General features: G+C 38.4%; 21 protein-coding genes and 1 pseudogene. 3 read left to right on the top strand and 19 right to left on the bottom strand.

The genetic code is table 11. The annotated features are described in order from the left end of the window. Positions 1-849 precede the first annotated feature (849 nt). Positions 850-1653, top strand: a complete 804-nt coding sequence (locus JFU50_RS15970) for a class I SAM-dependent methyltransferase (RefSeq protein ID WP_201223296.1) — start codon at positions 850-852, stop codon at positions 1651-1653. 19 nt (positions 1654-1672) lie between these two features. Here JFU50_RS15970 and JFU50_RS15965 read toward each other — a convergent pair whose 3' ends face one another. From JFU50_RS15965 to pruA, 9 genes are all read right to left on the bottom strand, one after another. Then, entirely contained in the window at positions 1673-2911 is a 1239-nt protein-coding gene (locus JFU50_RS15965; protein WP_201225103.1) for a cytochrome P450, read from the bottom strand. A 481-nt stretch (positions 2912-3392) separates the two neighbouring features. After that, positions 3393-3572 (bottom strand): DUF4083 family protein, encoded by a 180-nt coding sequence (locus tag JFU50_RS15960; RefSeq protein ID WP_313888853.1) that lies wholly within the window; start codon positions 3570-3572, stop codon positions 3393-3395. 84 nt (positions 3573-3656) lie between these two features. Next, a complete protein-coding gene (locus tag JFU50_RS15955; RefSeq protein WP_201188010.1) occupies positions 3657-4565 on the bottom strand; it encodes a LysR family transcriptional regulator in 909 nt (302 codons plus the stop codon). Between the two features lie 36 nt (positions 4566-4601). Next, positions 4602-5849: a CynX/NimT family MFS transporter gene (locus tag JFU50_RS15950; RefSeq protein ID WP_201223295.1), complete on the bottom strand. Its 1248-nt coding sequence runs from the start codon at positions 5847-5849 to the stop codon at positions 4602-4604. Between the two features lie 299 nt (positions 5850-6148). After that, positions 6149-6826: a DUF975 family protein gene (locus tag JFU50_RS15945; protein WP_201186369.1), complete on the bottom strand. Its 678-nt coding sequence runs from the start codon at positions 6824-6826 to the stop codon at positions 6149-6151. A gap of 662 nt (positions 6827-7488) precedes the next feature. Continuing rightward, positions 7489-7743, bottom strand: a complete 255-nt coding sequence (locus JFU50_RS15940; protein ID WP_056521602.1) for a hypothetical protein — start codon at positions 7741-7743, stop codon at positions 7489-7491. Between the two features lie 36 nt (positions 7744-7779). After that, on the bottom strand, positions 7780-9045 hold the full coding sequence (locus tag JFU50_RS15935; protein WP_207196172.1) for a Glu/Leu/Phe/Val family dehydrogenase: 1266 nt from the start codon (positions 9043-9045) through the stop codon (positions 7780-7782). Between the two features lie 22 nt (positions 9046-9067). Further along, positions 9068-10261 (bottom strand): ornithine--oxo-acid transaminase, encoded by a 1194-nt coding sequence (locus JFU50_RS15930; protein WP_083450848.1) that lies wholly within the window; start codon positions 10259-10261, stop codon positions 9068-9070. A 19-nt stretch (positions 10262-10280) separates the two neighbouring features. Next, positions 10281-11828 carry an L-glutamate gamma-semialdehyde dehydrogenase gene (pruA, locus tag JFU50_RS15925; RefSeq protein ID WP_201223294.1) on the bottom strand — a complete coding sequence of 516 codons (1548 nt, stop codon included), beginning with the start codon at positions 11826-11828 and terminating at the stop codon, positions 10281-10283. 382 nt (positions 11829-12210) lie between these two features. On the opposite strand from pruA, the gene JFU50_RS15920 reads away from it, so the two are divergent. Together JFU50_RS15920 and JFU50_RS15915 are read left to right on the top strand one after the other, a co-directional pair. After that, positions 12211-13626: a sigma-54 interaction domain-containing protein gene (locus JFU50_RS15920; protein WP_056521591.1), complete on the top strand. Its 1416-nt coding sequence runs from the start codon at positions 12211-12213 to the stop codon at positions 13624-13626. A gap of 132 nt (positions 13627-13758) precedes the next feature. Next, positions 13759-15091, top strand: a pseudogene (locus JFU50_RS15915) (IS3 family transposase). Positions 15092-15475: 384 nt separating this feature from the next. Here JFU50_RS15915 and JFU50_RS15910 read toward each other — a convergent pair. The 10 genes from JFU50_RS15910 to nikC all read right to left on the bottom strand — a co-directional run bounded on the left by JFU50_RS15910 (position 15476) and on the right by nikC (position 25015). After that, complete coding sequence (locus JFU50_RS15910; protein ID WP_057214588.1) at positions 15476-16162, bottom strand: FMN-dependent NADH-azoreductase; 687 nt, start codon at positions 16160-16162, stop codon at positions 15476-15478. Between the two features lie 51 nt (positions 16163-16213). Beyond that, positions 16214-17059, bottom strand: coding sequence for a VOC family protein (locus JFU50_RS15905; RefSeq protein ID WP_116822248.1), 846 nt, complete (start codon positions 17057-17059; stop codon positions 16214-16216). A gap of 7 nt (positions 17060-17066) precedes the next feature. Then, entirely contained in the window at positions 17067-17471 is a 405-nt protein-coding gene (locus JFU50_RS15900) for a DoxX family protein (protein ID WP_201223293.1), read from the bottom strand. Between the two features lie 341 nt (positions 17472-17812). Continuing rightward, complete coding sequence (locus JFU50_RS15895; protein WP_201223292.1) at positions 17813-19063, bottom strand: ABC transporter permease; 1251 nt, start codon at positions 19061-19063, stop codon at positions 17813-17815. Further along, positions 19056-19955, bottom strand: a complete 900-nt coding sequence (locus JFU50_RS15890) for an ABC transporter ATP-binding protein (protein WP_201186376.1) — start codon at positions 19953-19955, stop codon at positions 19056-19058. The genes JFU50_RS15895 and JFU50_RS15890 overlap by 8 nt, the downstream gene beginning before the upstream one ends. 488 nt (positions 19956-20443) lie before the next feature. Further along, entirely contained in the window at positions 20444-21265 is an 822-nt protein-coding gene (locus JFU50_RS15885; protein WP_201223291.1) for a nicotianamine synthase family protein, read from the bottom strand. Beyond that, on the bottom strand, positions 21243-22580 hold the full coding sequence (locus JFU50_RS15880) for an MATE family efflux transporter (RefSeq protein WP_201186380.1): 1338 nt from the start codon (positions 22578-22580) through the stop codon (positions 21243-21245). Before JFU50_RS15880 ends, JFU50_RS15885 begins: the two co-directional genes overlap by 23 nt. Positions 22581-22680: 100 nt before the next feature. Then, a complete protein-coding gene (locus JFU50_RS15875) occupies positions 22681-23445 on the bottom strand; it encodes an ABC transporter ATP-binding protein (protein ID WP_116820900.1) in 765 nt (254 codons plus the stop codon). Continuing rightward, on the bottom strand, positions 23442-24242 hold the full coding sequence (locus JFU50_RS15870) for an ABC transporter ATP-binding protein (protein WP_342366282.1): 801 nt from the start codon (positions 24240-24242) through the stop codon (positions 23442-23444). Before JFU50_RS15870 ends, JFU50_RS15875 begins: the two co-directional genes overlap by 4 nt. Further along, positions 24239-25015, bottom strand: a complete 777-nt coding sequence (gene nikC, locus JFU50_RS15865; protein WP_242489130.1) for a nickel transporter permease — start codon at positions 25013-25015, stop codon at positions 24239-24241. Before nikC ends, JFU50_RS15870 begins: the two co-directional genes overlap by 4 nt. Between the last annotated feature and the right edge of the window lie 24 nt (positions 25016-25039).

Genomic DNA, 25039 nt, shown 5'->3' with positions numbered 1-25039 from the left:
ATAAACAGGTCGGTTATCTTCCTCAATTAACTCCACAATTTATTCAAATAATAGGTAAAGAACCACTCATGAATGAAAATCCTTGCTCCCGCTAAATAATTTAAAATCATTCTATCTTTTAATACTACTCTATACAGCTTAACCAACTCAACTTAAGGTTACGGTAAATATATCTCCTTATCCAACTTCAACTTGCTGGATTCTACACCAACATGGTCTTAACCTTAATGATGAAAGTAATATCTATATCGAATAACCCTTATGTGTTAAGAATATATTTTGGTAAAGAATTTTTATATATAGGTATTTCAAATTAAAAAGGTTCCTAAATTTCAGGTACGATAAGGCAAAGCAACGCCTCTTTTTGTCTTGTGAAAATTAGGGACACTTAACTTAAACAAATACCTTTCTCCTAAAAGTTATTGCTCATTTGGAGATTATCTACCTTTCCTTCTATATCGATAACATCAAATTTACTAATTGACTCCCCAAATAAACAAGTAGTAACAGCCATTATTATAAATAAAACCTCAAGTATTTTTTTCAACTTAAACTCCTTCTTAACTTTGGTGCTATCTAAAATACCCCTATTACATTTACATAATTACCCATTATGGTACAATCAAAGATATACATATTCTGTCATCCGTATTTGAAAGGTAATTATTATGGGGGATTTTCTTTCTAGCTTTCTACTTATTACTGGTTGGAAATATTTGTTAATGCGACTTTTTATATGGTTAATAAAGCTTGATAAACACATAATTGCTTGTTTCTTTATAGCTCAATCCTATCATTTTAGATCACCTGAGTCTGAGCAAAAAAAAAAAAATAGAAGGTGGAAAATGAATGAAAGTGAATTTCGGAAAAGTAGCTAAAGATTATGCTAAATGGAGAAATGATTTACCTGGTGAATTAATAGAGAGCTTAAAAATCAGAGGAATAAACTTTGCTAATGTTCCGGTTGCAGACTTAGGTTCTGGGACTGGCGTTTTGAGTAGAGCTTTATTTAAGGAGAGAGCTAAGGTGGTTGGCGTTGAACCATCAAAGGAATTGATAGAAGAAGCGCATAATATTGATAGACAAGAAAATAGTAGAATAAAATATGTTAATCGATATTCAGAGGATACAACTTTAGAAAGTGATACTTTTGACTTTGTAACCGTTTTAAGGGCTTGGCACTGGTTTGATCGAGAAGCAGCCTTGAATGAAATAAAGCGGATTATTAAAGAAAATGGCACGTTAATAGTGATGGATTCAGGATTCGTTTCTAAAAGTAACGTAATAAAAGAAACGCTTCAAATCATTAAAGGTCATATGCCGGATGGCAAACTAACCTCTGCAGGATCTAAAGCGAATGTCCAACAATTTATTAACGGCTTTCCGGTTGAGTGGTTTAAAGAATGGCAGGAACATCAATTTGATTTAACAGATACATATAAATTCTATTACGATGTGACATTTAAAAACGAAGAATGGTGTGGAAGAGTGGGGTCATTATCCTGGCTTTCAAGTTTTTCCGAAGATAAGCGGGTACAAATCCTCGATGAAATCCACTCACATTTGGTAAAAGAGTTTGGGAACATTCAGCATACCATTCAACATGTATGCAATGTAGTAATTTTAAAACGAAAAAAACCTTATGCTGGTTAATGGCATAAGGTTTTTCTTTTTAATGTTTACTGAATGCCTTAAGTGGTAAGCTAGTTAGAGTTTGCCCGGTCGCTGAATCGGTCAGATTCTCTTCCAACTGAAACGAATCCACTGATTCAATATGTGAGTATTTCTCTAGAAAAGTGGTAAGGGCAATTTTTGCTTCCAGTCGTGCTAGCGGAGCACCTAAGCAGAAATGCGGCCCATTTCCAAAGGCTAGATGTTTCTTATTATTAGGACGGTGTATATTAAGAGTGAATGCGTCTTCAAACATCTCCTCATCCATGTTTGCTGCACTCATCCAGGCAACCACGACATCCCCTTTCTTCAAATCTACTCCTAATAAATCGTTATCTTCCTTTACTGTACGATCTAATTTGGTTAAATTGAATCGGTAACGCAGCATTTCCTCAACGGCTTGTGGAACTAAATCCAGGTTATTACGTAACTCTTCATAGACTTTATTGTCATCATATAATAGTGAATAAAAGGTATTGGCAAGTAAATGACTGGTTGTCTCGACTCCCGCTCCTAAAATCAACATGGTCGTACGCACAACTTCATCATCTGTAAAGGTTTCACCATCTACTTCGGCCTTCAATAGATCGGATATGATATCATCCGCTGGATGTAACCGTTTCTGTACAACAATTGGATATAAATACTCATAATATTCTCTTGCTGCCACTTGCTTCATTTCATTTACTTTTTCTTGTTTTTCTTTGTCAAAGGGAAGGAATAAGATATCTACCCATTTTTTAAACAGTAAACGATCTTTTGAGGGAACGCCCATTAAGTCTGACATGACAATAATCGGAAGCGGACTTGCCAATGATTGTACAATATCAATTTCCTTGTCTGTCCCCATCTGTTCGACTAATTCATCTGCAATTTCCTGAATGCGAGGTTCCCAGTTTTGGAGACTTCTAGGTGTGAATGCTGCGGCCAACAGTGATCGGCGTTTTCTATGCACAGGTGGATCCGCTTCAGTGATCTTGATTTTCTCAGGTGCTGAACCTTCCTTACTATCCGTTCCAACAGATATAGTGGTTCGTTGGCGTTCACTCGTAAAATGTTTATAATCACTAAGAACACGCTTAACATCTTCATATTTAAAGACATTCCACGTATCTGTTCCTTCGTGATAGCTCACTGGGTCATTTTCTAACATGTGTTTACACCAGGCGTATGGACTAAATTCCTCTGCACGGGACTTAAACTGAGTGACTTCTTTAATAGCAATAATTTCTTTCATGATACCGACTCCTCCTACTTCTCAAAGATACCTAACAAAAGGATTGAATGTTTAGCATTCTTCATCTCCGACACTTAGTTATAGGGTCATCATTCATGTACGTAAATTTTTGATGGTTTGTTTGTATTTTCTTTATTTCCCTTAAATATCTAACCCACTCCATTATAAGATAAGAAGCCATCACAAACCATGCATCATCTATACCAACTCCTTAGCAGGCAGTTTGCCCAACAAATGTCATGTATTCCATCATCTCGCCATGTAAAACTGCTTATTTTTAACAAATCCTATTTCTTTTTATGATTCGTTATGTCTTTCAAAAGATGAAAAAAACCTATCTTCTTTTCAAATTCTGAGACAGGGGTTTTTCATTAGCTATTTTAATAGATGATTTCCCTGACTAACCTTCACAACCATCAAAGCGGTAATTAGACTGTACCCAATGACTCTTTTGCATAGAAAAAACGGCCACAGAATGTAGCCGTCAATCGCTGTCCTTTTTAATTAGTTCATATAAATCATCCATTTTCTTTTCCATGATATCCAGTCTAGTTTTGCGTTGCTTGACGGAACGGAAAAGCGATACGATACCTACTATGATCAGGATTAGAAATACAAAGCAAAACAATTGGTATATCATATCCGCCATATTAAAACTACTCACTATGTAATCCCCCTAAATAGCATTCTAAGTTTTCTATTATACACCTTAAAATTAACAATTTAACCTTTAAAGGGGAATTAAGAATTAAAATCCATTTTTTCTTTCCTGATCTTTTTTATGTTCCAAAAACTCCATCGTATATTGAATGAAGCTCTTTACAATATCATTACATGGCCGGCTTTTATGCCAAACCAACCCAACTGTTCTGGAGCAGGGAGGCTCAATGATCTTCAATTTTGCCGTTTGTAAATCATGTAATCTTTCATTTGATAGCAATGATGGAAATAAGGCAACGCCGAGGCCTTTTTCTACGAGCTCATGAGTGATTCCCGTTTCGTCTCCTTCAAAAGCAAAATCAGGATAGAAACCTGCTTCTCTGCAAAAGCGTTCCGTCATATCGCGAAAATCATAACCTAATGGCATAACGATGAAAGGAGCATTCTCCACTTCTTTTAGATAGATGCTCTTTCTATTGGCCAAAGGGTGGGAAAGGGGCACGGCTAGAAGTATTTCTTCTTCTAGGATGGGAACCCACTCAATATGTTCCCCTATCACAGGTACTGTTGAGATACCGACGTCTATTTCCCCTATTTCAATCTGTTTTTTGATTCGTTCGAAGGAAGCCTGATGTTGTCTAAATCGGGCATTGGGATGTTTCTTTAGAAAACCGCCTAATAACTCTGGCAGAATACTCGGAATGGTAACAGCTATGGAGATTAATTTATCCTGCTTATCTGCCAGGTAGGCTAATTCCTTTTCCCCTTCTTTTAATTGTAAAAAGACCTGTTCGACAGTTCGCAAATAGGATTCACCGAGTTTATTTAATTGGATTTGCCTGCCTCTTCGATCAAATAATTCATAACCAAGACTATTTTCCAATTTACCAATCATTTTACTAAGGGCTGGCTGAGTGATGTTCAATGCTTCCGCTGCTTTTGTTAAATGTTGATGTTTTGCAACGATTTGAAAGTATCTCATTTGTAAAAGATCGATCGGGGACGCCCTCTTTCTACGTATTTTAAAAACCCATTATATACTATAAGACTTTTCATCACTTTTTTGGATTTTCTTCAAAACAGGTTTCCTTTGACCAACAAAGGCACCGGATATAATTAATAATACAGTAATGAAAATCAGGATCAGTTTTGGTAATGCCCAACTATGAGTAAGATCATGAATCAAGCCAATCAAGATTGGTCCGATCGCGGCAAGTAAGTATCCAATAGATTGTGCCATTCCTGAAAGAACAGCTGCTTGTTGTGCACTTTCCGTACGTAATCCGAATGTGATCATGGCAAAGCTGATGGCCATACCGTTCCCTAAACCTATCAAAACCATACAAATTGGTATCAGCGAAAGCTGACCGAAACCCATACCCACCATACCGATGGTCATTAATATCCCTGATATGATTCCAAGAATACTCCTGTTTGAGATACGCATCGCGACAATCGGGGTAATGATGGTCGCCGGCAGCGAAGTGAATTGATTAATACTTAGCATCCAGCCGCTTTTAGCCTGATCCATGCCTTGAGCCATCAACATATCAGGAAGCCATGCTGACAAAATATAAAACGGTAATGATTGTAAGCCCATGAAGAGTGTGATGTTCCAAGCTGTCGGCGATTTCCACATTTCAAAAGAAAAAATCGATGTTGTTGATTTTGAAGCGCGATTCATTCTTTCTCCCCGCTTGCCCTTCACTTGGGGCAACCAAAGAATCAATGTGGCAATAGCCAGAATTGCCCAACATAATAAAGACCCTTGCCATCCTAAGCCTGCTTCTTTGGCTAATGGAATACTGATTCCAAAACCGATGGCTGATGAAAGGTTCATGCTCGCTATATAGGCACCAGTCAAGATGCCTGCTTTCTCTGGATGTTTCTGTTTGATGATACCTGGAAGTAGAACATTCCCAACTGCAATGGCAATTCCCATAAAAGCCATTCCGGTCATTAAAGCCGTAACTGATGAAATCGATCGAAGGAATAATCCCACTATGAGTAGCAGTAATGAGTATAGTAAAGTCCATTCCATTCCAATTCGCTTAGCAATCAATGGGGCCGCAGGGGAAACCAAGGTAAAGGCTATCAGCGGAATCGTCGTCACCATCCCTGCGACTGCATTATTGATTCCTGTATCATCACGAATCAGGCTAATTAATGGACCTATTGACGTAATAGGTGCACGAAGATTGGCCGCTATGAACAGAATGCCGATTACCCAAATGATGCTGATCTTTGCTTTATTGTCTTTGATTCCTATGGTTTTTCTCATTTATCCGTTTCTCTCCTGAGCGCATAGAGCCATTATTTTTCGATTCAATCTCATTATACTCCCGCTCTCGTGAGGAAAATAATAGAAATTCAATCATCACTTCATAACCAAATGGTTATGAATGACCATAAAATAAGATATGCGGCAGGTTATGAGTAAAAGCCAAAGTCCTCCCTTGGATTCGTTCCATCCTTTATCAAAACAAAGCAATAGTCTACAATACTGTCATTCTCATATTTGACTAATACGAGATACTAACAATAAAAAAACCGATAGCAATTTTGCTATCGGCCAAGCGTTTATGCTTCTATTTGATCGTTGTCAGAATCATCTTGAGGTACAATTAATTCATTATAGAATGCTGCCATTGTTGTTCCTGCATAAGGGGCCAACCATAAAAGTCCAATCCCTAAGGTGAATATACACAGTATTCCCCAGCCTATGAAGCTTAAGTGCATTAGAAAATACTTCCATTTCAACCCTTTCATTCGTTTCTTACTTTCTGAAAATGCTTCAAGCACTGTTAATTGAGGGTGATCTTTTAATAAGAAAAATAGTTGGGAATATGACAGACTTTTGATGATTCCTGGAATAATAAATAATAATGACCATAAAAATATGAAAATACCTTGTAAAATTGACGCACCGATAATCTTAAAAGAGGTTTTTCCTTCTTTATAGATAGCGAATACCTCTGGAATATCAGGGTTTCCTTTCCTGACTATATTCAGGTAAAACCAAGTTGTTGCTATAGTCAGCGGGATTAAGGCTATAGATAGTACGGTTCCGAAGATATCCGACCATACCGGTGTTTCTTCTTGCGCGAACCACTGTGTAAACCCACCGCTTCCGATCACTTCAACAATTATAGGTAAAATGACATTGATCAAGAACAAGAGCAACATAAGTGAAACGGCTACTCCCCATTTACCTTTCAAAGAAAGTAGGGCTTCTCTTTTTAATTCTGAGATTCTCATACGTTAATTAACCTCTCCTTTTTTAAATAGAAGAAATCTGAAAATACACTCACTTAGCAAGTATGGGTAAATTCAGAAAAACTACTATTTATTTGATGTTTAAATCTCCTGTTGTATTCTAACATAATATTTCTAACTATAGGCTTAAATTCCTATAAACTTCTCTCAGAAAAATATCCCTACGATAATAACCCGACTTTTCTAGAAAAAAGAGAGAGAGAATCTGTTTCGAATAATCCTTTATCACCTCCCAAATTGCACTCAAAAAGTATAGTACAAATCTTTTTAAAATTTCCTGCCTTGTCTTTTATGTTTATGAAAGGGAATATAACAATATTCCATCTATTACTTCAGGCACAATGAAAGCCTCGAACTTCAGCAAGCCATATGGTGTTTAATAGAACAATTGCTCACATAATGTGAACTCCGCGGATAAACGTGCTATAAACTAAGTCGGATTCCTTTCAAATGAAAAACACCTTCGTTGAATGTACAATGAAGAAAAGTACATGCAGCAAAGGTGTTTTTATTTATAATGCAAGGAATCCTCAGTGCTTTAGGAATTCTCTATATTTAACTATGATATCTGTTTGAACAACAACAAAAAAGAGCATCCCAAAAGTCGAATTGCCTACACCTTTGGAACACTCTCTTTTCTATAATTAATCAGAGCCTGTTATAACAAAATCGTCTTGGAGCAAAGCTAAAGGAAGCTTTCTATTAATAGGATCCCCTGCCGTGACATTAATTTCAGTAATGTGACCACTGGCACCTATTGAAACATCAATCAATTTCCCATCTTCTGTTTTCACTAAAAAGAGCCTTTCCCATTCATAAACATAGGAATTCTTTTGAACATAAACTTGTTCGATGGTCCCATTCTGAGCACACTCAATTGTGTAAATCGGTTTTAACAAGGAATCACCCCTCCACTATCTATCATAATATTCAGCTTATACCCAACCCCGGAATATCGAGGCTTCTGCCATTTTTCTGACACCCACCATATATGCAGCTAATCTCATATTCACTTTTCTTGTCTCAGCCATATCATATATTTGATTAAATGAGTTGACCAATAACTCTTTTAATTTTTTTTGAACTTCTTCATCTTCCCAGTAGTAACCCTGATTATTTTGAACCCATTCAAAGTAAGAAACAGTTACACCACCTGAACTTGCTAATACATCAGGTACAAGAAGCACATTGCGTTCTGTTAAGATTTTAGTGGCCTCCAAAGTGGTTGGACCATTCGCTGCCTCTACGACAATTTGCGCTTTTATAAGATGTGCATTTTCATTCGTGATTTGATTAGAAATAGCAGCTGGCACTAAAATATCACAATCTTGTTCTAGAAGCTCTTGATTGGTAATTTTATTTTCGAATAATGTTGTTACCGTTCCAAAGCTATCCCTTTTATCAAGTAAGTAATCGATATCGAGGCCATCTGGGTTATATATGGCACCATATGCGTCAGAAATACCAATCACTTTCGCACCTGCATCATGCATGAATTTTGCTAAAAAGCTTCCCGCATTCCCAAATCCTTGGACAATAATGCGTGCACCTTTCAGTTCTATGCCCTTACGCTTTGCGGCTTCCTCGATACAAATCGTGACACCTTGTGCAGTTGCCTTTTCCCTACCGTGTGAACCGCCCAGCACTAGTGGCTTACCTGTAATGAATCCAGGAGAATCGTGCTCTCTTATTCTACTGTATTCATCCATCATCCATGCCATGATTTGAGAATTTGTATAAACATCCGGGGCCGGAATATCTTTAGTCGGCCCCACTATTTGGCTAATCGCTCGAACATACCCGCGGCTAAGCCTTTCTAATTCACCCATAGACATTTGGCGCGGATCGCAGATAATGCCACCTTTTCCTCCGCCGTATGGCAGATTCACAATCCCGCATTTTAAACTCATCCACATCGAAAGTGCCTTTACTTCTTCCTCATCGACTTCAGGATGAAAACGGATTCCACCTTTTGTAGGACCAACAGCATCGTTGTGCTGGGCACGGTATCCAGTGAATATCTTTGTTGAATTGTCATCCATCTTAATTGGAATTCGGACGGTCAGCATACGAAGAGGCTCCTTTAAAAGCTCAAACACTTCTTCCGAATAACCAAGCTTACCCAGCGCCTCCTTGATTACGACCTGTGTGGATTCAAGCAAGCTGGCAGTTTCTTTTTCTTCTTTGATCGTTGTACTCAATGGAATTCACCTCATAGGGATATTAGGATAAAACTCTTTTAATACGTTCAATTGCCCAATCTAGCTCTTCTTTAGTGATCACTAGCGGCGGAGCAAAGCGGATAACTGTATCATGTGTTTCTTTACACAGTAATTTTTCTTCTTTTAGTTTTTCACAATAAGGTCTTGCCGCTTCAGTTAATTCCAATCCAATAAATAAGCCTCTTCCACGAATATCTTTAATCATAGGATTATTGATTTCTTTTAAACTATCCATGAAATATTTCCCTAGCTCTAATGAACGTTCTGCCAGTTTTTCATCTTCAAGAACTTCTAATGAAGCGATAGAAACTGCACATGCTAATGGATTACCACCGAATGTAGAACCATGTGAACCAGGATTAAATACGCCAAGAATTTCACGGTTTGCTGCGACACATGAGATTGGAAATACTCCACCACCAAGTGCTTTTCCTAAAATATACATATCAGGAATCACTTCATCCCAATCGGAGGCAAACATTTTTCCTGAACGGCCAAGTCCTGATTGAATTTCATCCGAAACGAATAGTACATTATTTTCTTTACATAGTTCGTAAGCTTCTTTTAAGAATCCTTGTGGAGGAATGATAATTCCCGCTTCACCTTGGATCGGTTCAATTAAAAATCCAGCTGTTTGAGGAGTAATCGCTTCTTTCAATGCTGCAAGATCTCCATAAGGAATAAGCTTGACTCCTGGTAGCATTGGTCCAAATCCTCTTCTGTATTCTTCATCTGAAGACAATGATACGGCTGCCATTGTACGGCCATGGAAATTGCCTATACAAGCAATAATCTCCGCTTGATTTTCAGCGATTCCTTTCACGTCGTAGCCCCAGCGTCTAACAGCCTTGATAGCTGTTTCAACTGCTTCAGCACCAGTATTCATAGGCAGCGCCATATCTTTTTGTGTAAGACGAGCAACCTTTTCATACCAAGGGCCTAATTTATCACTATGAAATGCACGAGAAGTTAACGTTACACGATCTGCTTGTTTTTTTAGTTCATCGATAATTTTTGGATGTCTGTGGCCTTGATTCACTGCAGAATAGGCACTTAGCATATCCATATATTTGTTTCCTTCAGGATCTTCCACCCAAACTCCTTCTGCCTTTGAAATGACAATTGGAAGTGGATTGTAATTGTTTGCACCATATTGCTCTGTTTGTTCAATTAATTTTTCTGTTACTGTTGTCATGTTGATTCCCCCCTATGATTTATAACGTTTCTGCTGTTGTTTTTCCTTGTAGATGAAGAACTAAATAATCTGGTCCACCTGCTTTTGAATCTGTACCTGACATATTGAATCCGCCAAATGGTTGGTATCCAACGATAGCTCCTGTACAGCCACGATTGAAATACAAGTTCCCAACATGGAAATCCTCACGTGCTTGCTCGATATGTTCACTGTTAGTTGTGATAACTGCACCTGTTAACCCATAATCTGTGTTATTAGCAATCTCAATCGCATGATTGAAATCTTTTGCTTTACAGAACGCTACTACTGGTCCAAAAATTTCTTCCTTCATGACACGAGCATTTTCATCCACATCTGCAATAATTGTTGGTTGGATAAAGAAACCTTTTGAATTGTCTCCTTCTCCTCCTGCAACTAACTTCCCTTCTGTTTTACCGATCTCTACGTAGCTCATGACTTTGTCGTAAGCAGCTTGATCGATAACTGGACCCATAAAGTTATTTACATCTGTTGGTTCTCCAACTGTTTTTTCTTTTGTTAATTCAATAACACGATTTAATACTTGATCATACACATCTTCCACAATGACTGTACGTGAACATGCAGAACATTTTTGACCTGAGAATCCGAATGCAGAAGCAACGATGGATTGTGCTGCAAGTTCCAAATCCGCCTCTGTATCAACAACGATCGTATCTTTACCGCCCATTTCAGCGATGACACGTTTCAACCAAATTTGACCTTCGTGAACTTTTGACGCACGCTCATAAATACGAATTCCAACATCACGAGATCCAGTAAAGCTGATGAACCGCGTACGAGGATGATCCACTAAATAATCGCCTACTTCAGCACCGCTTCCTGGAATGAAGTTCACAACTCCTGCAGGTAAGCCGGCTTCTTCCAATACTTCGATAAATTTAGCCGCAATGACCGGTGTTGTACTTGCTGGTTTCAATAAAACGGTATTTCCTGAAACAAGAGCTGCTGTCGTCATGCCTGCCATAATCGCAAAAGGGAAATTCCAAGGTGAGATAATGACACCTACACCAAGTGGCACATAACTAAATGTATTTAGTTCAATTGGGCGGCTTTCCACTGGCATACCGTCTTTAAGCTTCAACATTTGACGTGCGTAGTATTCCATAAAGTCGATTGCTTCCGCTGTATCAGCATCCGCTTCATTCCAGGGCTTCCCTGCCTCTTTAACCAATAGAGCTGAGAAGTAGTGTTTTCTTCTCCGAACAATGGCTGCTGCTCTGAATAAAATATTTGCACGCATTTCTGCTTTTGTTTTTCTCCAAGTTTGGAATGTCTTATCTGCCGCTTGCATTGCTTGCTCTGCAAGGTCTTTGTTTGCTTTTGATACAATCCCGATTACTTCTTTTTTGTCTGCTGGGTTTACAGAGGTAATGACTTCATCTGTAAAGATTTTTTCACCGTTAATAACTAATGGATATTTATTTCCTAATTCTTTAGCTACATCATTCAAAGCTACCTGAAATGCTTTATTGTTTGCCTCATTATTAAAATCAGTAAATGGTTCGTGTTTGTATGGTTGGACCATTATGTCTCATCTCCCTAAGATTTATGTTTTTGCTTCTCCCTTTATAACTAGCAAGTTCCGTGCCAACTTTTCAACTTTTTTGAAAAATATAGATTTTTCTAAAGGAAATGCAAAGAAATTCAGCACTTTTGGTGAAAAATAGCATAGTGTGCCATTATTTTTTGCTTTAATTCTTATATTTGTGCCTTGAACACTATAGTTTTTATTAATGCAAGATTTGTGCCAACTTGTTTTTTCACGAAAAACAAGGAATTTTTATCTTTTGTGCAAAAAAAATTTGCACTTTAATGCAAAATAATCTTGCTGTGCAAATTTTTATTGCGCCTTTTCTGCAAATCCTCTACAATAATCTCTAAGAAATGAATAAAAGTAGGAGGCATTAATGAATTTAGATCAGATCATAAAAATAGAAGGTTTTCAATCTATCCTGTATTCACTCGTAGATGTAATTGATATCGGGATACATATAATAGATACAGAAGGTCTAACCATTGTTTATAACAAGAAAATGGCTGAAATTGAAGGAATGGATTCAGAAGATGTATTAGGGAAAAAGATCCCTGATATTTTTAAGTTCCAAGAGGAAACTGAGAGTACGCTAATACGGGCTCTTCATTCCGGAAAAGCAACTGAAAACTCAAAACAGACCTACTTTAATAATCTCGGACAGGAAATTACAACAATCAATAATACGTTTCCAATTTTAGATCAGAAGCAAAATATTATCGGTGCTATTGAAGTAGCAAAGGATATAACAAATCTTGAAAGAATTATTAAAGACAATATTTTAAATAAGGGCGATACCAAATATACGTTTGACAGCATCATTGGAACTAGTGAGAATTTCTTAGACGTCATTGAAAAGAGCAAGCGCTCCACAAGAACCACATCCTCCATCTTGATAGTCGGGGAAACAGGTACCGGAAAAGAACTCTTTGCCCAAAGTATCCATAATGGAAGTAACCGTTCGACACATCCTTTTATTAGTCAAAACTGTGCTGCACTGCCAGATAGTTTAATTGAGGGAATTCTCTTTGGAACGAAGAAAGGGGCTTTCACAGGATCCATTGAAAGGCCTGGGTTATTTGAACAAGCTCAAGGCGGAACCATCCTTCTTGATGAAATCAATTCTTTAAACCCGAATTTGCAAGCAAAATTATTACGGGCCCTTCAAGAAAGAACGATTCGCCGAGTAGGAGATACAAAAGACAAAAAAATTGATGTTCGAGTCATTGCAACGATAAATGAAGATCCAATAGATGCGATTTCAAATGATCATTTACGAAAGGATTTATATTATCGATTAAGCGTTGTATCCTTATTTATCCCTCCACTTCGTGAGCGGAAAGAAGATATACCATTGCTGGCTCAATCCTTTATTGAAAAGTTCAATGCGTTGTTTGAATTGGATATTGAAGGAATCAGCGATGAGGTCTACTCTCTTTTTTATGATTACGAATGGCCAGGAAATGTAAGAGAACTTGAGCATATTATTGAAGGGGCTATGAATTTACTAGAACCCGGGGATACAAAAATTGAGATCCCGCATCTTCCAACTTTATTTAAAAAGAAAGCTCATATGGAAGAAACTCAGCTGGATATTAAAAATGACCTTATTCAAAATGAAGAATTACAAGACACAACCCTATCTCTTGATGATTATATTGCTAATACAGAAAAGATTTATTTAGAGAAGATATTAAAAGAGCATGGCATGAATATCTCTCAAGCAGCTAAAGCCTTGAATATAAGTCGCCAAAGTCTTCAATACCGCTTGAAAAAGCATCAGGTTAAATAACATCATTCCCGCACAAAGAAGGCCCCCATTGATTGAACTATACCCCGGATAACGGACACACATAAAAAAGTGTCCCTTATCCGGGTTTTTTTATGTTTCAATAGATGTAATGAGTATGGACGGAGGGTTTCTATGAGTAAGAATATATATACTGAATTTCAGATTAAAGAACTTGAAAAGAATCCAAATATCATTAGTGCTTCCGAGCGATCTATTTCCTATAGTCCTGAATTTAAGACAAAAGCTGTTAAGGAATATAAAAAGGGAAAGCCCCCTCTCAAATTTTCATTGACCAGGGAATTAATCTCGAAATAATTGGAAAGAAACAACCCAAACGTTGTCTACAGCGCTGGCGTAGTACCTTTGAAAGGTTTGGTGAGGAAGGCTTCCTTACGGAACGCCGTGGAAAAGGAAGTACAGGACGCCCCACTTCCAAGCCACAGTCTGTAGAGGATCAACTTAGGAAGGCCGAGGCGAGAATCAAATTCCTTGAAGCAGAAAATGACTTCCTAAAAAAGCTGGAAGAGCTAGAAAGGCAGGCTCTGAAAAAGAAATGATTCTAACTGCTGCTGAGAAGTTCTATCTGATTGAAAGGACGATCAGAATACACCAATTAAAGAAGGCTGTTTCTTATCTATGCAAATTGGCTGGTGTAAGTCGAAGTGGCTACTATGATTGGTTAAAGGCAGCTCCTTACCGTGAGCTTCGTGAAGAACAGGATGAATTGGACATAAAATTGATCAGAAATATCTTCATCAGTAAAAAGGAAAAAGTAGGCGCCCTCCAAATCAAAATGATTATGGAGAATGACTACTCGGCCGTAATGAATCATAAGAAAATCAGACGGTTGATGACAAAATATAATCTCCTAGCGAAAATCAGAAGGGCCAACCCGTATCGGAAGATGGCCAAGGCAACCAAGGAGCACCTTACTTGTCCAAACCTCCTTAATCGTGAATTCAATCAGGAGGTGCCAGGGAAGGTCCTGCTTACTGACATTACCTATCTTTATTATGGGAAAGGCCAAAAAGCGTATTTATCCTGCGTAAAAGATGCCGCCACAAAAGAAATCGTTACGTACCATTTATCTACTTCATTAGAAATGGATATCGCTTACGAGACTTTAAATAAGCTAAAGCAGGCTGTGTGTCACGAGTTCCACCCGAGTGCAATCCTTCATTCTGACCAGGGGTTCCATTACACCCATCCGCTATTTCAACGCAAAGTGAAGGAACTTGGGATAACCCAATCCATGTCCCGCAAGGGAAACTGTTGGGATAATGCGCCAATGGAAAGTTTCTTTGGCCACTTTAAGGATTTGGCAGAATATAAAACATGTACTAATTTAACGGATGTGAAGGAAGAAATTGATCGAGTTATTGAAGAATATAATGAACATCGTTATCAATGGGGGCTAAAGAAAATGGCCCCGGTACAATACCGGGACCACTTATTAGCCGCTTAGGCACTTTTTTATACTGTCCGTAAAATGGGGCACAGTTCAGATATGGAGGGCCTTTTGTTTATCGACAAAAGGGAGTTTGGAATAGTCACATCCCGAACCGTGATTTTAAAAAATGGTTTAATTCTGCTTTATGGAATCCTCAATGGATGGAAGAAATTTGCGGCACTCCTGCCGAATAACTGGCTAGCCGAGACCCCCAGACGCTTGCGGCGAGGAGGCTTGGCAGACAGTCGGCGGAAAGGGTGCGGATTTCTGAAATCAACTGAAACGTTTTTCAATAAAAAAACTGCAGGCAAACTCGCTTTCTACGAATTTGTCTACAGTCTGAAGGCCCCGATTGATAGTGAGGGCCTTCCATTGCCTGCTATTCTTTTCACTTCACAATCAGAATGTTTCAGCTGCTTTTGCAACGTTTTCCAAACCATCCGCAATGATTTTTTGCGTGCGATCAGGATACTGATTATGTCCTTCAATAACCACTTCTTCTGGATTTTTGATGCCCCATAGGCTAATGATGGTTTTTACTAAGTTTACAGCCATTTCAGCAGAAGCCATTCCTTCTAAGGAATAATCTGAGCCACGAGCGTTTAAAAGCATGACTTTTTTATCACCAGCATATCCAACAGGACCTTCCGCTGTATAATTAAACATTTTACCAGCTTGAGCCAAATAAGAAAGGTACGTGATTAGCGGAGCAGGTACCGTTGAATTCCATAAAGGGAAAGCAAATACTACTTTATCCACAGCAAGGAATTGATTTAAATATTGATCAACTAAACTAGCTGCTTTTTCTTCTTCAGGTGTCAGTTCAAAACCTTGGTTTCGTTTATACATCCCAGTTATCGCTGTATTACCATAGTACGGTAGCTCTTCTTTAAATAAATCTAACTCAATCACTTCATCCGTACCATTCGCTTCTTTATAAGTTTTTACAAATGTATCATACATTTTTGAGCTTATTGCCTGGTCTGCTGGACGATCGTTTGCTTTGATAAATAATACTTTTGTCATTTTTTTATTCTCCTCTGCACTTGTATCTTTATTTCCAAATAACTTACTGAAAAATCCCATTTTTTCTCACCAATGCTTTCTGAATATACTATAGTTCCAACCCTAAAGGCTTTAGATAACTAAATGAATCTCATTTCCTGACGGATCTGTGATGACATAAAAACCGTCTTCTTTTGTAGCTTCAGCACCAATTTTGTTTAGTTTTTCAATCACTTTGTTTCTCGCTTCTTCATCTGCAAAAACAAGTGAATACCAGTTGAGCCCTACACTGTTTTTCTTTGGAGCAGGAGCGCCAACGCCATTCCATGTGTTTAATCCGATATGATGATGATATCCGCCGGTTGAAGTAAAGAGAGCCCCTCCGAATCGATTCACAATAGTAAACCCAAGACCCAACATGTAAAACTCTTCTGTTTTTCGTAGATCCGCTACATGTAAATGAATGTGTCCCATTAACGTACCAGCAGGCAGTCCGTTCCACTCGGCGTCACTTTCTGCCAGGAGGCTGTTTCCATCTAACGGGTCCGTTCCCATCGCAACTTCTCCATTTGACCATTTCCAGTCAGAAGATGGACGGTCCCAGTAGACTTCAATGCCATTTCCATCCGGATCAGTAATGTACAGCGCTTCACTTACATCATGATCCGAAGCTCCAAACCGGTATTCTGTTTGAAGTAAATGGCGTAAAAAGATCGACAAGTCAGCACGGGTTGGTAGCAAAAGAGCAAAGTGATATAAGCCTGTTGTTCTTCCTTCTTTTGGAATTACATCAGCGGGCTGCTCAAGCGTAAGCAACGGGGTTTTACCATCTGTTGTTAAAACAGCTTTGCGATCCGTTTTTTTCAATAATTGGAGACCTATGATATCTTGATAAAACCTGATGGCATTATCCAGATGCATGACATTAATACTAACTTCCCTAACAAACGTAACGGGCTTTTGATGAAATTCCCCCATCATATTGTTACTTCCCTTCTTTATTTAAGAGTTTATTATCTAAAGAAAAAAGCGAGCGATTTGCACATGCAAGATAAACGGACATAGCAAGCAGTGCTAAGTCCAGCTCGTATCCTGCCATTTGTCCATTGCCAAGAAATCCAGCAGGTAATTTAGCCGTGAAAATGGCACCCAGCATAATAACGACAAACAAGATAGAAACGACTCGTGTTCCAAAGCCAACTATTACTGCAAGACCTCCGACTAATTCGATAAATGCTACCACATAAGCCATGAACCCAGGAATTCCGAGGCTATCAAAGAAGCCTGCCGTGTTACCTATTCCACCTTGAAACTTTGAAACTCCGTGAATGAAAAAAGTAAGACCTAAAATTATCCGTAAAAAAACTTGACCAGCTTCATTTCTATTCATGTTATTTATTCTCCTTTTTTGTTGGTTACTTTATGTAAGTAATTATATTTTTATAAGCTTATATTGTCAAGTAAGTTTTATAGACTTACATTAAACTTAACAAATCCCCCTATGTATCTTTCAATATTTCGAAGGACTATCTTGTCTAGAACAGCTGAATTAGTTGGGATCTTATTGGAGATAATAGGTGTCAGTACATATGAAGGAAGGAATAGTAGAAGTAAATAAACTTATTCCTTAGAAAAAGTCATAAGGGTTTTTAGGAGCTGAACTCATAAATCATGAAAAAAATAAAAAAACCTGAATACCTCAAAAAAAAGTGAGGGATTCAGGTTTTAAGGTTAATTTTTCTTTGATAATTGTAATGCATTTTTGATGCTTTTTAGTGATTTTGAGCTTCCATACATCAGGACTCCACCACGATAGATTTTCGCTCCGATAATACCAAGTAAAATAATTGTTAAAATCAATACAGCAATGCTTATTGCGATTTCCCAGAAAGGGACATCAAGCATTCCTACGCGCAAAAACATAATCATTGGAGTGAAAAATGGAATGAATGATGTAATGGTGATATAACTAGCTGAAGGATTCCCTAGTCCAAACATCGCAATCATAAAGGCAATGACAACAAGCATGGTCATCGGTGAAATCATTTGCTGGACATCTTCAATTTTGCTGACAACTGACCCAAGACAAGCCGCAAGTGTCGCGTACAGAAGATAACCAAGCAATGCGAAGATGATCGCATAAATGATCGTTGAGATATTGATGCTGCCGAAACCAAAAAATGCGAAAAATCCTTCATTCATACCTGTCAAGTTTTGCTTAATTGATAAATAACCCAATCCAAAAAATAAAATCATTTGTGTAAGACTAAGCAAAGCTACCCCCATTATTTTGGCAAACATCTGCGTGACTGGCGGGACACTTGAAATCAGGATTTCCATGACCCTTGATGTTTTTTCAGTGGCTACTTCCATTGCAATCATCGTTGCATACATCAACACACCGAAGTAAATGACGAATAAAAGCACATACACGAGACCACGGGCTTGATTGAGGTCTTCTTCTGTTTTTGCATTCTCCTGAAGTGCAATCGTTTCAAAGGCTGGCGGCGTCTTCAATTTAGTGATTTGCTGCTCTGTCAATTTCAATTCATTCGCTGTGATTTGGCTTTTCAATTGGGTAAGTGCGAGAAGCAAATCATTACTTACCATTGAATCTGAAATTTGATTCGCTTTATACGTTCCCTTAAAACCTAGGCTGTCATCCTTTTCGATCAAAAGATACCCAACGATTTCTTCTGCGCCAACCATTTCATCCGCTTCCTTTTCATCTTGGGCGGATATTATCGAGAGCTCATCGTTCACACCTGCTACCGCAGTCTTATAAGAATCAAATAAGCTATCTTCAGTCAGATCGATAACGGCAACCTTTTCCTGATCCTCACTAACGAATGTATCAATAAGCTTCGAAATATTTGTAAGAACAAGAATCAATGCCATCATAATGACTGTAGAAATGATAAAGGATTTCGTTTTTAATTTTGATAGATATGTATGGGAAAGAACAATCCAAAATTTATTCATAGACTGCACCTACTTTTTCAATGAAAATATCCGTCAGCGATGGTTCTTCCAATTCGAATTTTCGAACGAACCCTTTTGGAACAAGATCACGAATCATGCTCTCAGCTACATCTTCACCAGTGACTTGAAGAATTTTCCCTTCCATCGTGTTCTTAACTTTTGTTACACCAGGATAAGTATCCAAGAAAGATAAATCAAAATCAGCTTTAATTGACACATTCTTTTTGCCAAAAGAACGCTTAATTTCTTTCAATTTCCCAGCCACTACGGGGGATCCTTTATGCATAATGCAAAGATGCTCACACATCTCTTCAACATGCTCCATACGATGACTTGAGAAAACAATCGTCGTGCCGCTGTCCCTCAAGTCGATGACCGCCTTCTTCAGCATTTCCACATTAACAGGATCTAGTCCGCTAAAGGGTTCGTCAAGAATAAGCAATTCCGGTTTATGAATCATGGAAGCGATCAACTGAATTTTTTGCTGATTTCCCTTTGAAAGCTCTTCAACACGCTTATCGATGTACTCTGGCACCATAAAACGGTCAAGCCAATATTCTAACTCTTTCAATGCATCTCCTTTTCTCATGCCTCTTAATCTAGCTAAATATACAATCTGATCACGTACCTTCAGCTTTGGATATAGTCCGCGTTCCTCAGGAAGGTAACCAATTAATGAACTGGTCGTATAATCGATTTTCTTACCATCCCAAACTATTTCTCCTTCGGTTGGGTCAAGCAAGCCAAGTATCATACGAAACGTGGTTGTTTTCCCTGCACCATTCCCTCCTAAAAAACCAAACATTTCTTTCTCGGGGATAGTGAAATTTAGATTATTAACAGCTGTGAAATCTCCAAATTTCTTTGTGATTTCTTTGATTTGTAAAGCCAATGTACAACCTCCTATCACATTATTCATATTCCATATTAATAGAAAACTTTTCCAATTACAACCACCCTTGAGGAGCAAGAACATCTCTCCGCCACCATACCGTTTGTAATTATATGCAAATATCCATAAATAAAGTTCCAATATTTAGCCCCAAACGACTGCCGCATAGACAACCTTTTGACACTTCCCTTTTTTTTCTATGAATCTTAAGAAAAAATTCCTTTCCTCTTCTTGCTACAGATTAGGCCAATGATAATGAATTCATGGAAATGCAAAGGCGATTTTCACATCGATATATAATAGACTCTCAATTCAAGTATTACTTGTAAATATCGCAAATCAAAATAAACTAGTCATGCAGGCGTGCCTTATTCTTATTCTAATTGCCTGTTCACACCTGCTGGGGGTAAATGCTCCCTCCCGAACCTTTTAGTTTAATAACTTACTCATATAAAAAACGAATTGCCGAAGCAACTCGTTTGATGGGTTTACTGTTTGTATGTGTATAATATTGTTGAATTAATGATGAAAGAATCTGCAATAGTTCTGCCGACTTCTTCACATGCCACTTTGTGAAACTTTGTTGCATCGACTTGTTCATATAATAATTGATGTATGCCATCCACCGATCGAATGGCCACTATAGCCTTTGGATTCGTCTCAAATATTTGTTTTAAAATATCCTCTTTATTAGGAACAAGGCTGGCAATCCAGATAAGATCATATCCACTATAATCATGTAGAGCACCATCTTTTAAAATATAGCTTGAGTTCCTATCAATATCTAAATCTTGTATGAAACCCTGGCCATATGTATAAGCCTGCTTATCAATATCGAGACAGGTCATTTTTGAACCCAATTCTTGTTTAAGCAGTAAAGGGCTTAAAGGTAAAGGACCCGCTCCTATAAATGCGAACGAATGAAAATCATTTTTTACTTTTTTCAGTTCATGTATTTCTGTTTTGATCAGTTCTTTGTAGTTATCCCAATAAATAAATGAACGAAAGTCATCTAAGGAATTCACCTTGCCAATAAATAATTTGGCATAGTAATCCTCCATTAAGGTTTCTGCAATCGTCAGCTTTTCAAGCATGGTTCCCCTAATTGATTTAATCTCCTTATCGTTAAGAATATCTTCTGCTACGGATTGATCTATTGGTTTAGAAAGAGTGGCAACTAGTTCAGATAAAACGTGATTAATTATCTCATTATTTGGTGTTAAATCTTGTTCTGCTAGTAAGATTTTATATGTTTCTGTATATGTATTAATGATTTTTTCTTGTTTTCTAGCTAATTCGATTGTCTTCATGTCTAACACTCCTCTTAGGAAATAATTTATGACTTAACTGTGGTATATACAGTGCTAAAAATACTGAACGCCCTAAGCTAAATACAGTAAAGGCCAACCATAACGCATGGTTTTGAAACGAAGGCACAAAGATATATAAGGTTATTAAAAAAACAATTAAGGAGTAAATCATTGAGTTCCGAATAGGCGCAGCTTCTGTAGCCCCTGTAAAAACACCATAGAAAACGATGCCTACACTTGCCGAAAGAGGAAACAAAATAAGCCAGATTCCATAATCATTTGCCAAATCAATGACACTAGGTATGCGTGTAAATAGTGAAATGATGTAATCACTAAATAGATAGTAACTGGCAGCAATCATTAGAGAGGATAGGCCCCCCCACTGCCAGGACAACATAAGGGTCTTCTTATACAAGTGCTTATCCTTCGAACCAATGGCTTTTCCAACAAGAATGCTAGAGGCATTTGCGAACCCATCAAAGAAGTAAGCCATTATATAGTGAATTTGAATAAGGACGGCATTGGCTGCCAATATCTCCGTTCCATATGACGCGCCCTTTGCCGTAAAGATATTAAAAACAGTTAGCAAACAGAGCGTTCTGATAAATAAGTCTCGATTCACCGCCATCATTTTTTTAAAAGATAACGGGTCAATCATCTCTTTAAAGGGAGGCATTTTAATTCGATAGGGCGTCGCTTTCCAAATAATAAATAGCCCAATGAAAAAGGCTGTTACCTCTGATAGAAGAGTCGCTATAGCTACTCCAGATACACCCCATGCGAAAACATGGACAAACAACAAATCAAGAACAATGTTCATGAGGTTCATAAACACTTGTAGCACTAACGAAACCTTGATTTTGGACATCCCCATTAGCCATCCTAAGATAACGTAATTCATTAAAGTAAATGGAATTCCCCAGATTCGAATGCTGAAGTATTCAGAGGCATATAAGTGAACGTCAGTGTCCGGGTTTATCAAGGTTAATGAAACATGTTCTATCGGACCTTGAAGCAAAATGAAAATTATTCCTACCGCAATCGCTATTAATAACGGCCTGATAAAGGCTAACATTCCTTGCTGTTCATTCTTTGCACCAAGTGCTTGTGCAGCAAATCCAGATGTACTCACTCGCAAAAAGCCGAACAGCCAATACATGGTGTTAAAAATAATCGTACCTACAGCTACACCTCCCAAATAAGCCGGATTGGGTAACTGACCAACTACTGCCGTGTCCACCGCACCTATTAGAGGTGTCGTTATCGTCGAAATGGTCAGAGGAATGGCTAAGGCTAGATATGATCGGTGATTCACCGCATTTCCCCCCTTATGGTTCAAAACCTTATCTGCCATTAATCGAAATCATTACGATTTATATTTTAAACAGATAGAGCGGTTCTCCTGATGTTCTTCATCATTCAAACATTGTTAATAATTCTTGTGTGTATGAATGACGGTCCATAGAAAAGAGGTTTTCCTTCTCGAATGAATCAACAATGACACCCTCTTTCATCACCATGATTTTTTGACTCATCTCATGCACAGCCGACAGGTCATGAGAAATAAAAAGATATGAAATATCCAACGTAACTCGTAGTTCATCTAACAAACGCAATACGGCTGCTTGTGATAGCACATCAAGACTTGAAGCCGGTTCGTCTAAAATTATAAGCGCTGGTTCAATACTAATAGCGCGTGCAATGGTCACCCGCTGCTTCTGTCCTCCACTTAGTTCATGCGGAAATCGTTCAGCAAGCCCCGTTGGAAGTTCTACAGCTTCTAATAGCTGTGCGACAAAGTTTTCTTCACTTGTATACTGAAATTGTTTCATCTTAGCTTGACTGCTGTATTGCAGGTAAGGATCTATTAGCGAATCTTTTATCCTTAGTTTTGGATTCAACGCTGAAGCAGGATTTTGTAAAACCGCTTGGATGTTTTTTCGGTACGGCTTTAAATTGCGCTCGCTTTTGTTTTGCAGAGGCGTCCCCTCGAACATGATCATACCTTTATTAATAGATTCAATTTGTAAAATGCAGCGAGCAAGTGTGCTCTTCCCGCACCCACTCTCTCCTACTAAACCTAGGCACTCTTTCCTCTCCATGCTAAAATTCACGTTCTTAAGAACTTCCACACCGTTATCGTACGTTTTATGGACATTTTTCACTTCTAATAAACTCATCCTGACACTCCTTCAAGTGTTAATGGACTCCTGCTTCTAAGTGATGGCAATGATTGAATCAGTTTATCTGTATAAGCGTGCTGCGGATGATTCAGCACCTGATTTTTATCACCGGTTTCTATGATTACTCCTTCTTTCATAACAGCAATTCGGTTCGCATATTTCTTCACATGACGCAAATCATGGGTAATGAACAAAATTGCACAGCCGGTCTCTACTTGCAGCCGGGATAACAATTGCAAAACCTTAAAAGAAGATACACTGTCCAAAGCAGTAGTCGGTTCATCTGCTATCAATATATCTGGTTTAAGCAGCAGGGCTATCGAAATGGACACACGTTGAAGCTGCCCCCCGCTTAATTGAAACGGATATCTTCTATAGATATCTTCATAAAGGCCAACGGAAATAAGCGCTTCCACAGCTTGCTGCCGTCTTGCTTTTTTAGACAGTTTAAGGTGCGTCCGCTGATACTCCTCGAAGTGTTGTCCAATGGTAAGAAACGGAGTAAATGACCCTTGGTAATCTTGAAAAATATAAGCTAGGTGCTTTCCGCGAATTTTCCGCATTTCAGAGGAAGACAGCGTTAATAAATTCTTTTCTTGATACCATATTTCTCCCTTTGCTTGGAGATTTGGCGCTAGCAACTGTCCGATTGCCATGGCTGTCATGCTTTTGCCGCTACCACTTTGACCAACAAGTGCGAACCACTCTCCTTTATGGATGTCTAACGAAATATCTTTGACAATCCTATTTTGTTTTCCTATAACAGATAGATGATTAACGGTTAAAATACTCACGATTCCACCTCCTTTTTCACATCAAATTTATCACGCAAATAATCACCGAGTAAGTTTGATAAAAGAACGACAAATCCAATAGCAAGTCCGGGATAAATCATCAGAAACAGATTGGATTGAAAGTAAGGACGGGCGTCATTGAGCATCGCTCCCCATTCTGGTGCTGGAGGCTGCGCACCGAGTCCAATATAAGACAGGGAAGATATGAGTAAGATGATTTTCCCTAAATCGAGACTTGCCAGTACGAGTACATTCCCAATAAGGTGCGGAAATAGATGTTTTCGCATAATTCGGAAGGAACTAACTCCATTAATTTTAGCTACCGTCACATAATCTTTCTGACGCTCAGTAATCACCGTACTGCGCACAAGCCGAGCATAGTTCACCCATTTCACTACAACAATGGCCAACAGCAGGTTCTCAATTCCCGGACCTAATAGACCACTCAACACAATAGCTACGATCGTATCTGGAAACGATAAAAAAGCATCTGCAATACGCATGAAAATTCGATCGATCAGACCTCCTTTGAATCCAGAAATCACCCCAAACGGGACGCCGATTATAACAGCAAATAACAAGGATAAGAGCCCATAGCCAACCGTCAGCTTTGTACCAAGCAGCAGACGCGTTAATACGTCACGCCCTAAGTGGTCCGTGCCGAGCGGATGTTCTAAGCTTGCTGGCAATAATCTTTCAGCCAGATTGACTAGTAGCGGATCATGCTTCAGGCCAAGAAAGGTGTACGCTGCAACAGCAAACACAAAAGCCATCGTTGTATAAATAGCGGCAGCTTT

It is taken from the genome of Peribacillus sp. TH14 (assembly GCF_016651145.1).
Lineage (GTDB): Bacteria > Bacillota > Bacilli > Bacillales > DSM-1321 > Peribacillus > Peribacillus butanolivorans.
This window is presented reverse-complemented; position numbering and strand designations above follow the sequence as displayed.

What these genes read in the sequence shown, in the direction of transcription:
- JFU50_RS15895 (WP_201223292.1), bottom strand. Translation starts at nt 19,063, where the DNA reads ATGAATAAATTTTGGATTGTTCTTTCCCATACATATCTATCAAAATTA.
- JFU50_RS15945 (WP_201186369.1), bottom strand. Translation starts at nt 6,826, where the DNA reads ATGAGAATCTCAGAATTAAAAAGAGAAGCCCTACTTTCTTTGAAAGGT.
- JFU50_RS15875 (WP_116820900.1), bottom strand. Translation starts at nt 23,445, where the DNA reads ATGAGTTTATTAGAAGTGAAAAATGTCCATAAAACGTACGATAACGGT.
- JFU50_RS15900 (WP_201223293.1), bottom strand. Translation starts at nt 17,471, where the DNA reads ATGAATAGAAATGAAGCTGGTCAAGTTTTTTTACGGATAATTTTAGGT.
- JFU50_RS15885 (WP_201223291.1), bottom strand. Translation starts at nt 21,265, where the DNA reads ATGAAGACAATCGAATTAGCTAGAAAACAAGAAAAAATCATTAATACA.
- JFU50_RS15910 (WP_057214588.1), bottom strand. Translation starts at nt 16,162, where the DNA reads ATGGGATTTTTCAGTAAGTTATTTGGAAATAAAGATACAAGTGCAGAG.
- JFU50_RS15950 (WP_201223295.1), bottom strand. Translation starts at nt 5,849, where the DNA reads ATGAGAAAAACCATAGGAATCAAAGACAATAAAGCAAAGATCAGCATC.
- JFU50_RS15905 (WP_116822248.1), bottom strand. Translation starts at nt 17,059, where the DNA reads ATGGGGGAATTTCATCAAAAGCCCGTTACGTTTGTTAGGGAAGTTAGT.
- pruA (WP_201223294.1), bottom strand. Translation starts at nt 11,828, where the DNA reads ATGGTCCAACCATACAAACACGAACCATTTACTGATTTTAATAATGAG.
- JFU50_RS15920 (WP_056521591.1), top strand. Translation starts at nt 12,211, where the DNA reads ATGAATTTAGATCAGATCATAAAAATAGAAGGTTTTCAATCTATCCTG.
- JFU50_RS15970 (WP_201223296.1), top strand. Translation starts at nt 850, where the DNA reads ATGAAAGTGAATTTCGGAAAAGTAGCTAAAGATTATGCTAAATGGAGA.
- nikC (WP_242489130.1), bottom strand. Translation starts at nt 25,015, where the DNA reads ATGGCTTTTGTGTTTGCTGTTGCAGCGTACACCTTTCTTGGCCTGAAG.
- JFU50_RS15930 (WP_083450848.1), bottom strand. Translation starts at nt 10,261, where the DNA reads ATGACAACAGTAACAGAAAAATTAATTGAACAAACAGAGCAATATGGT.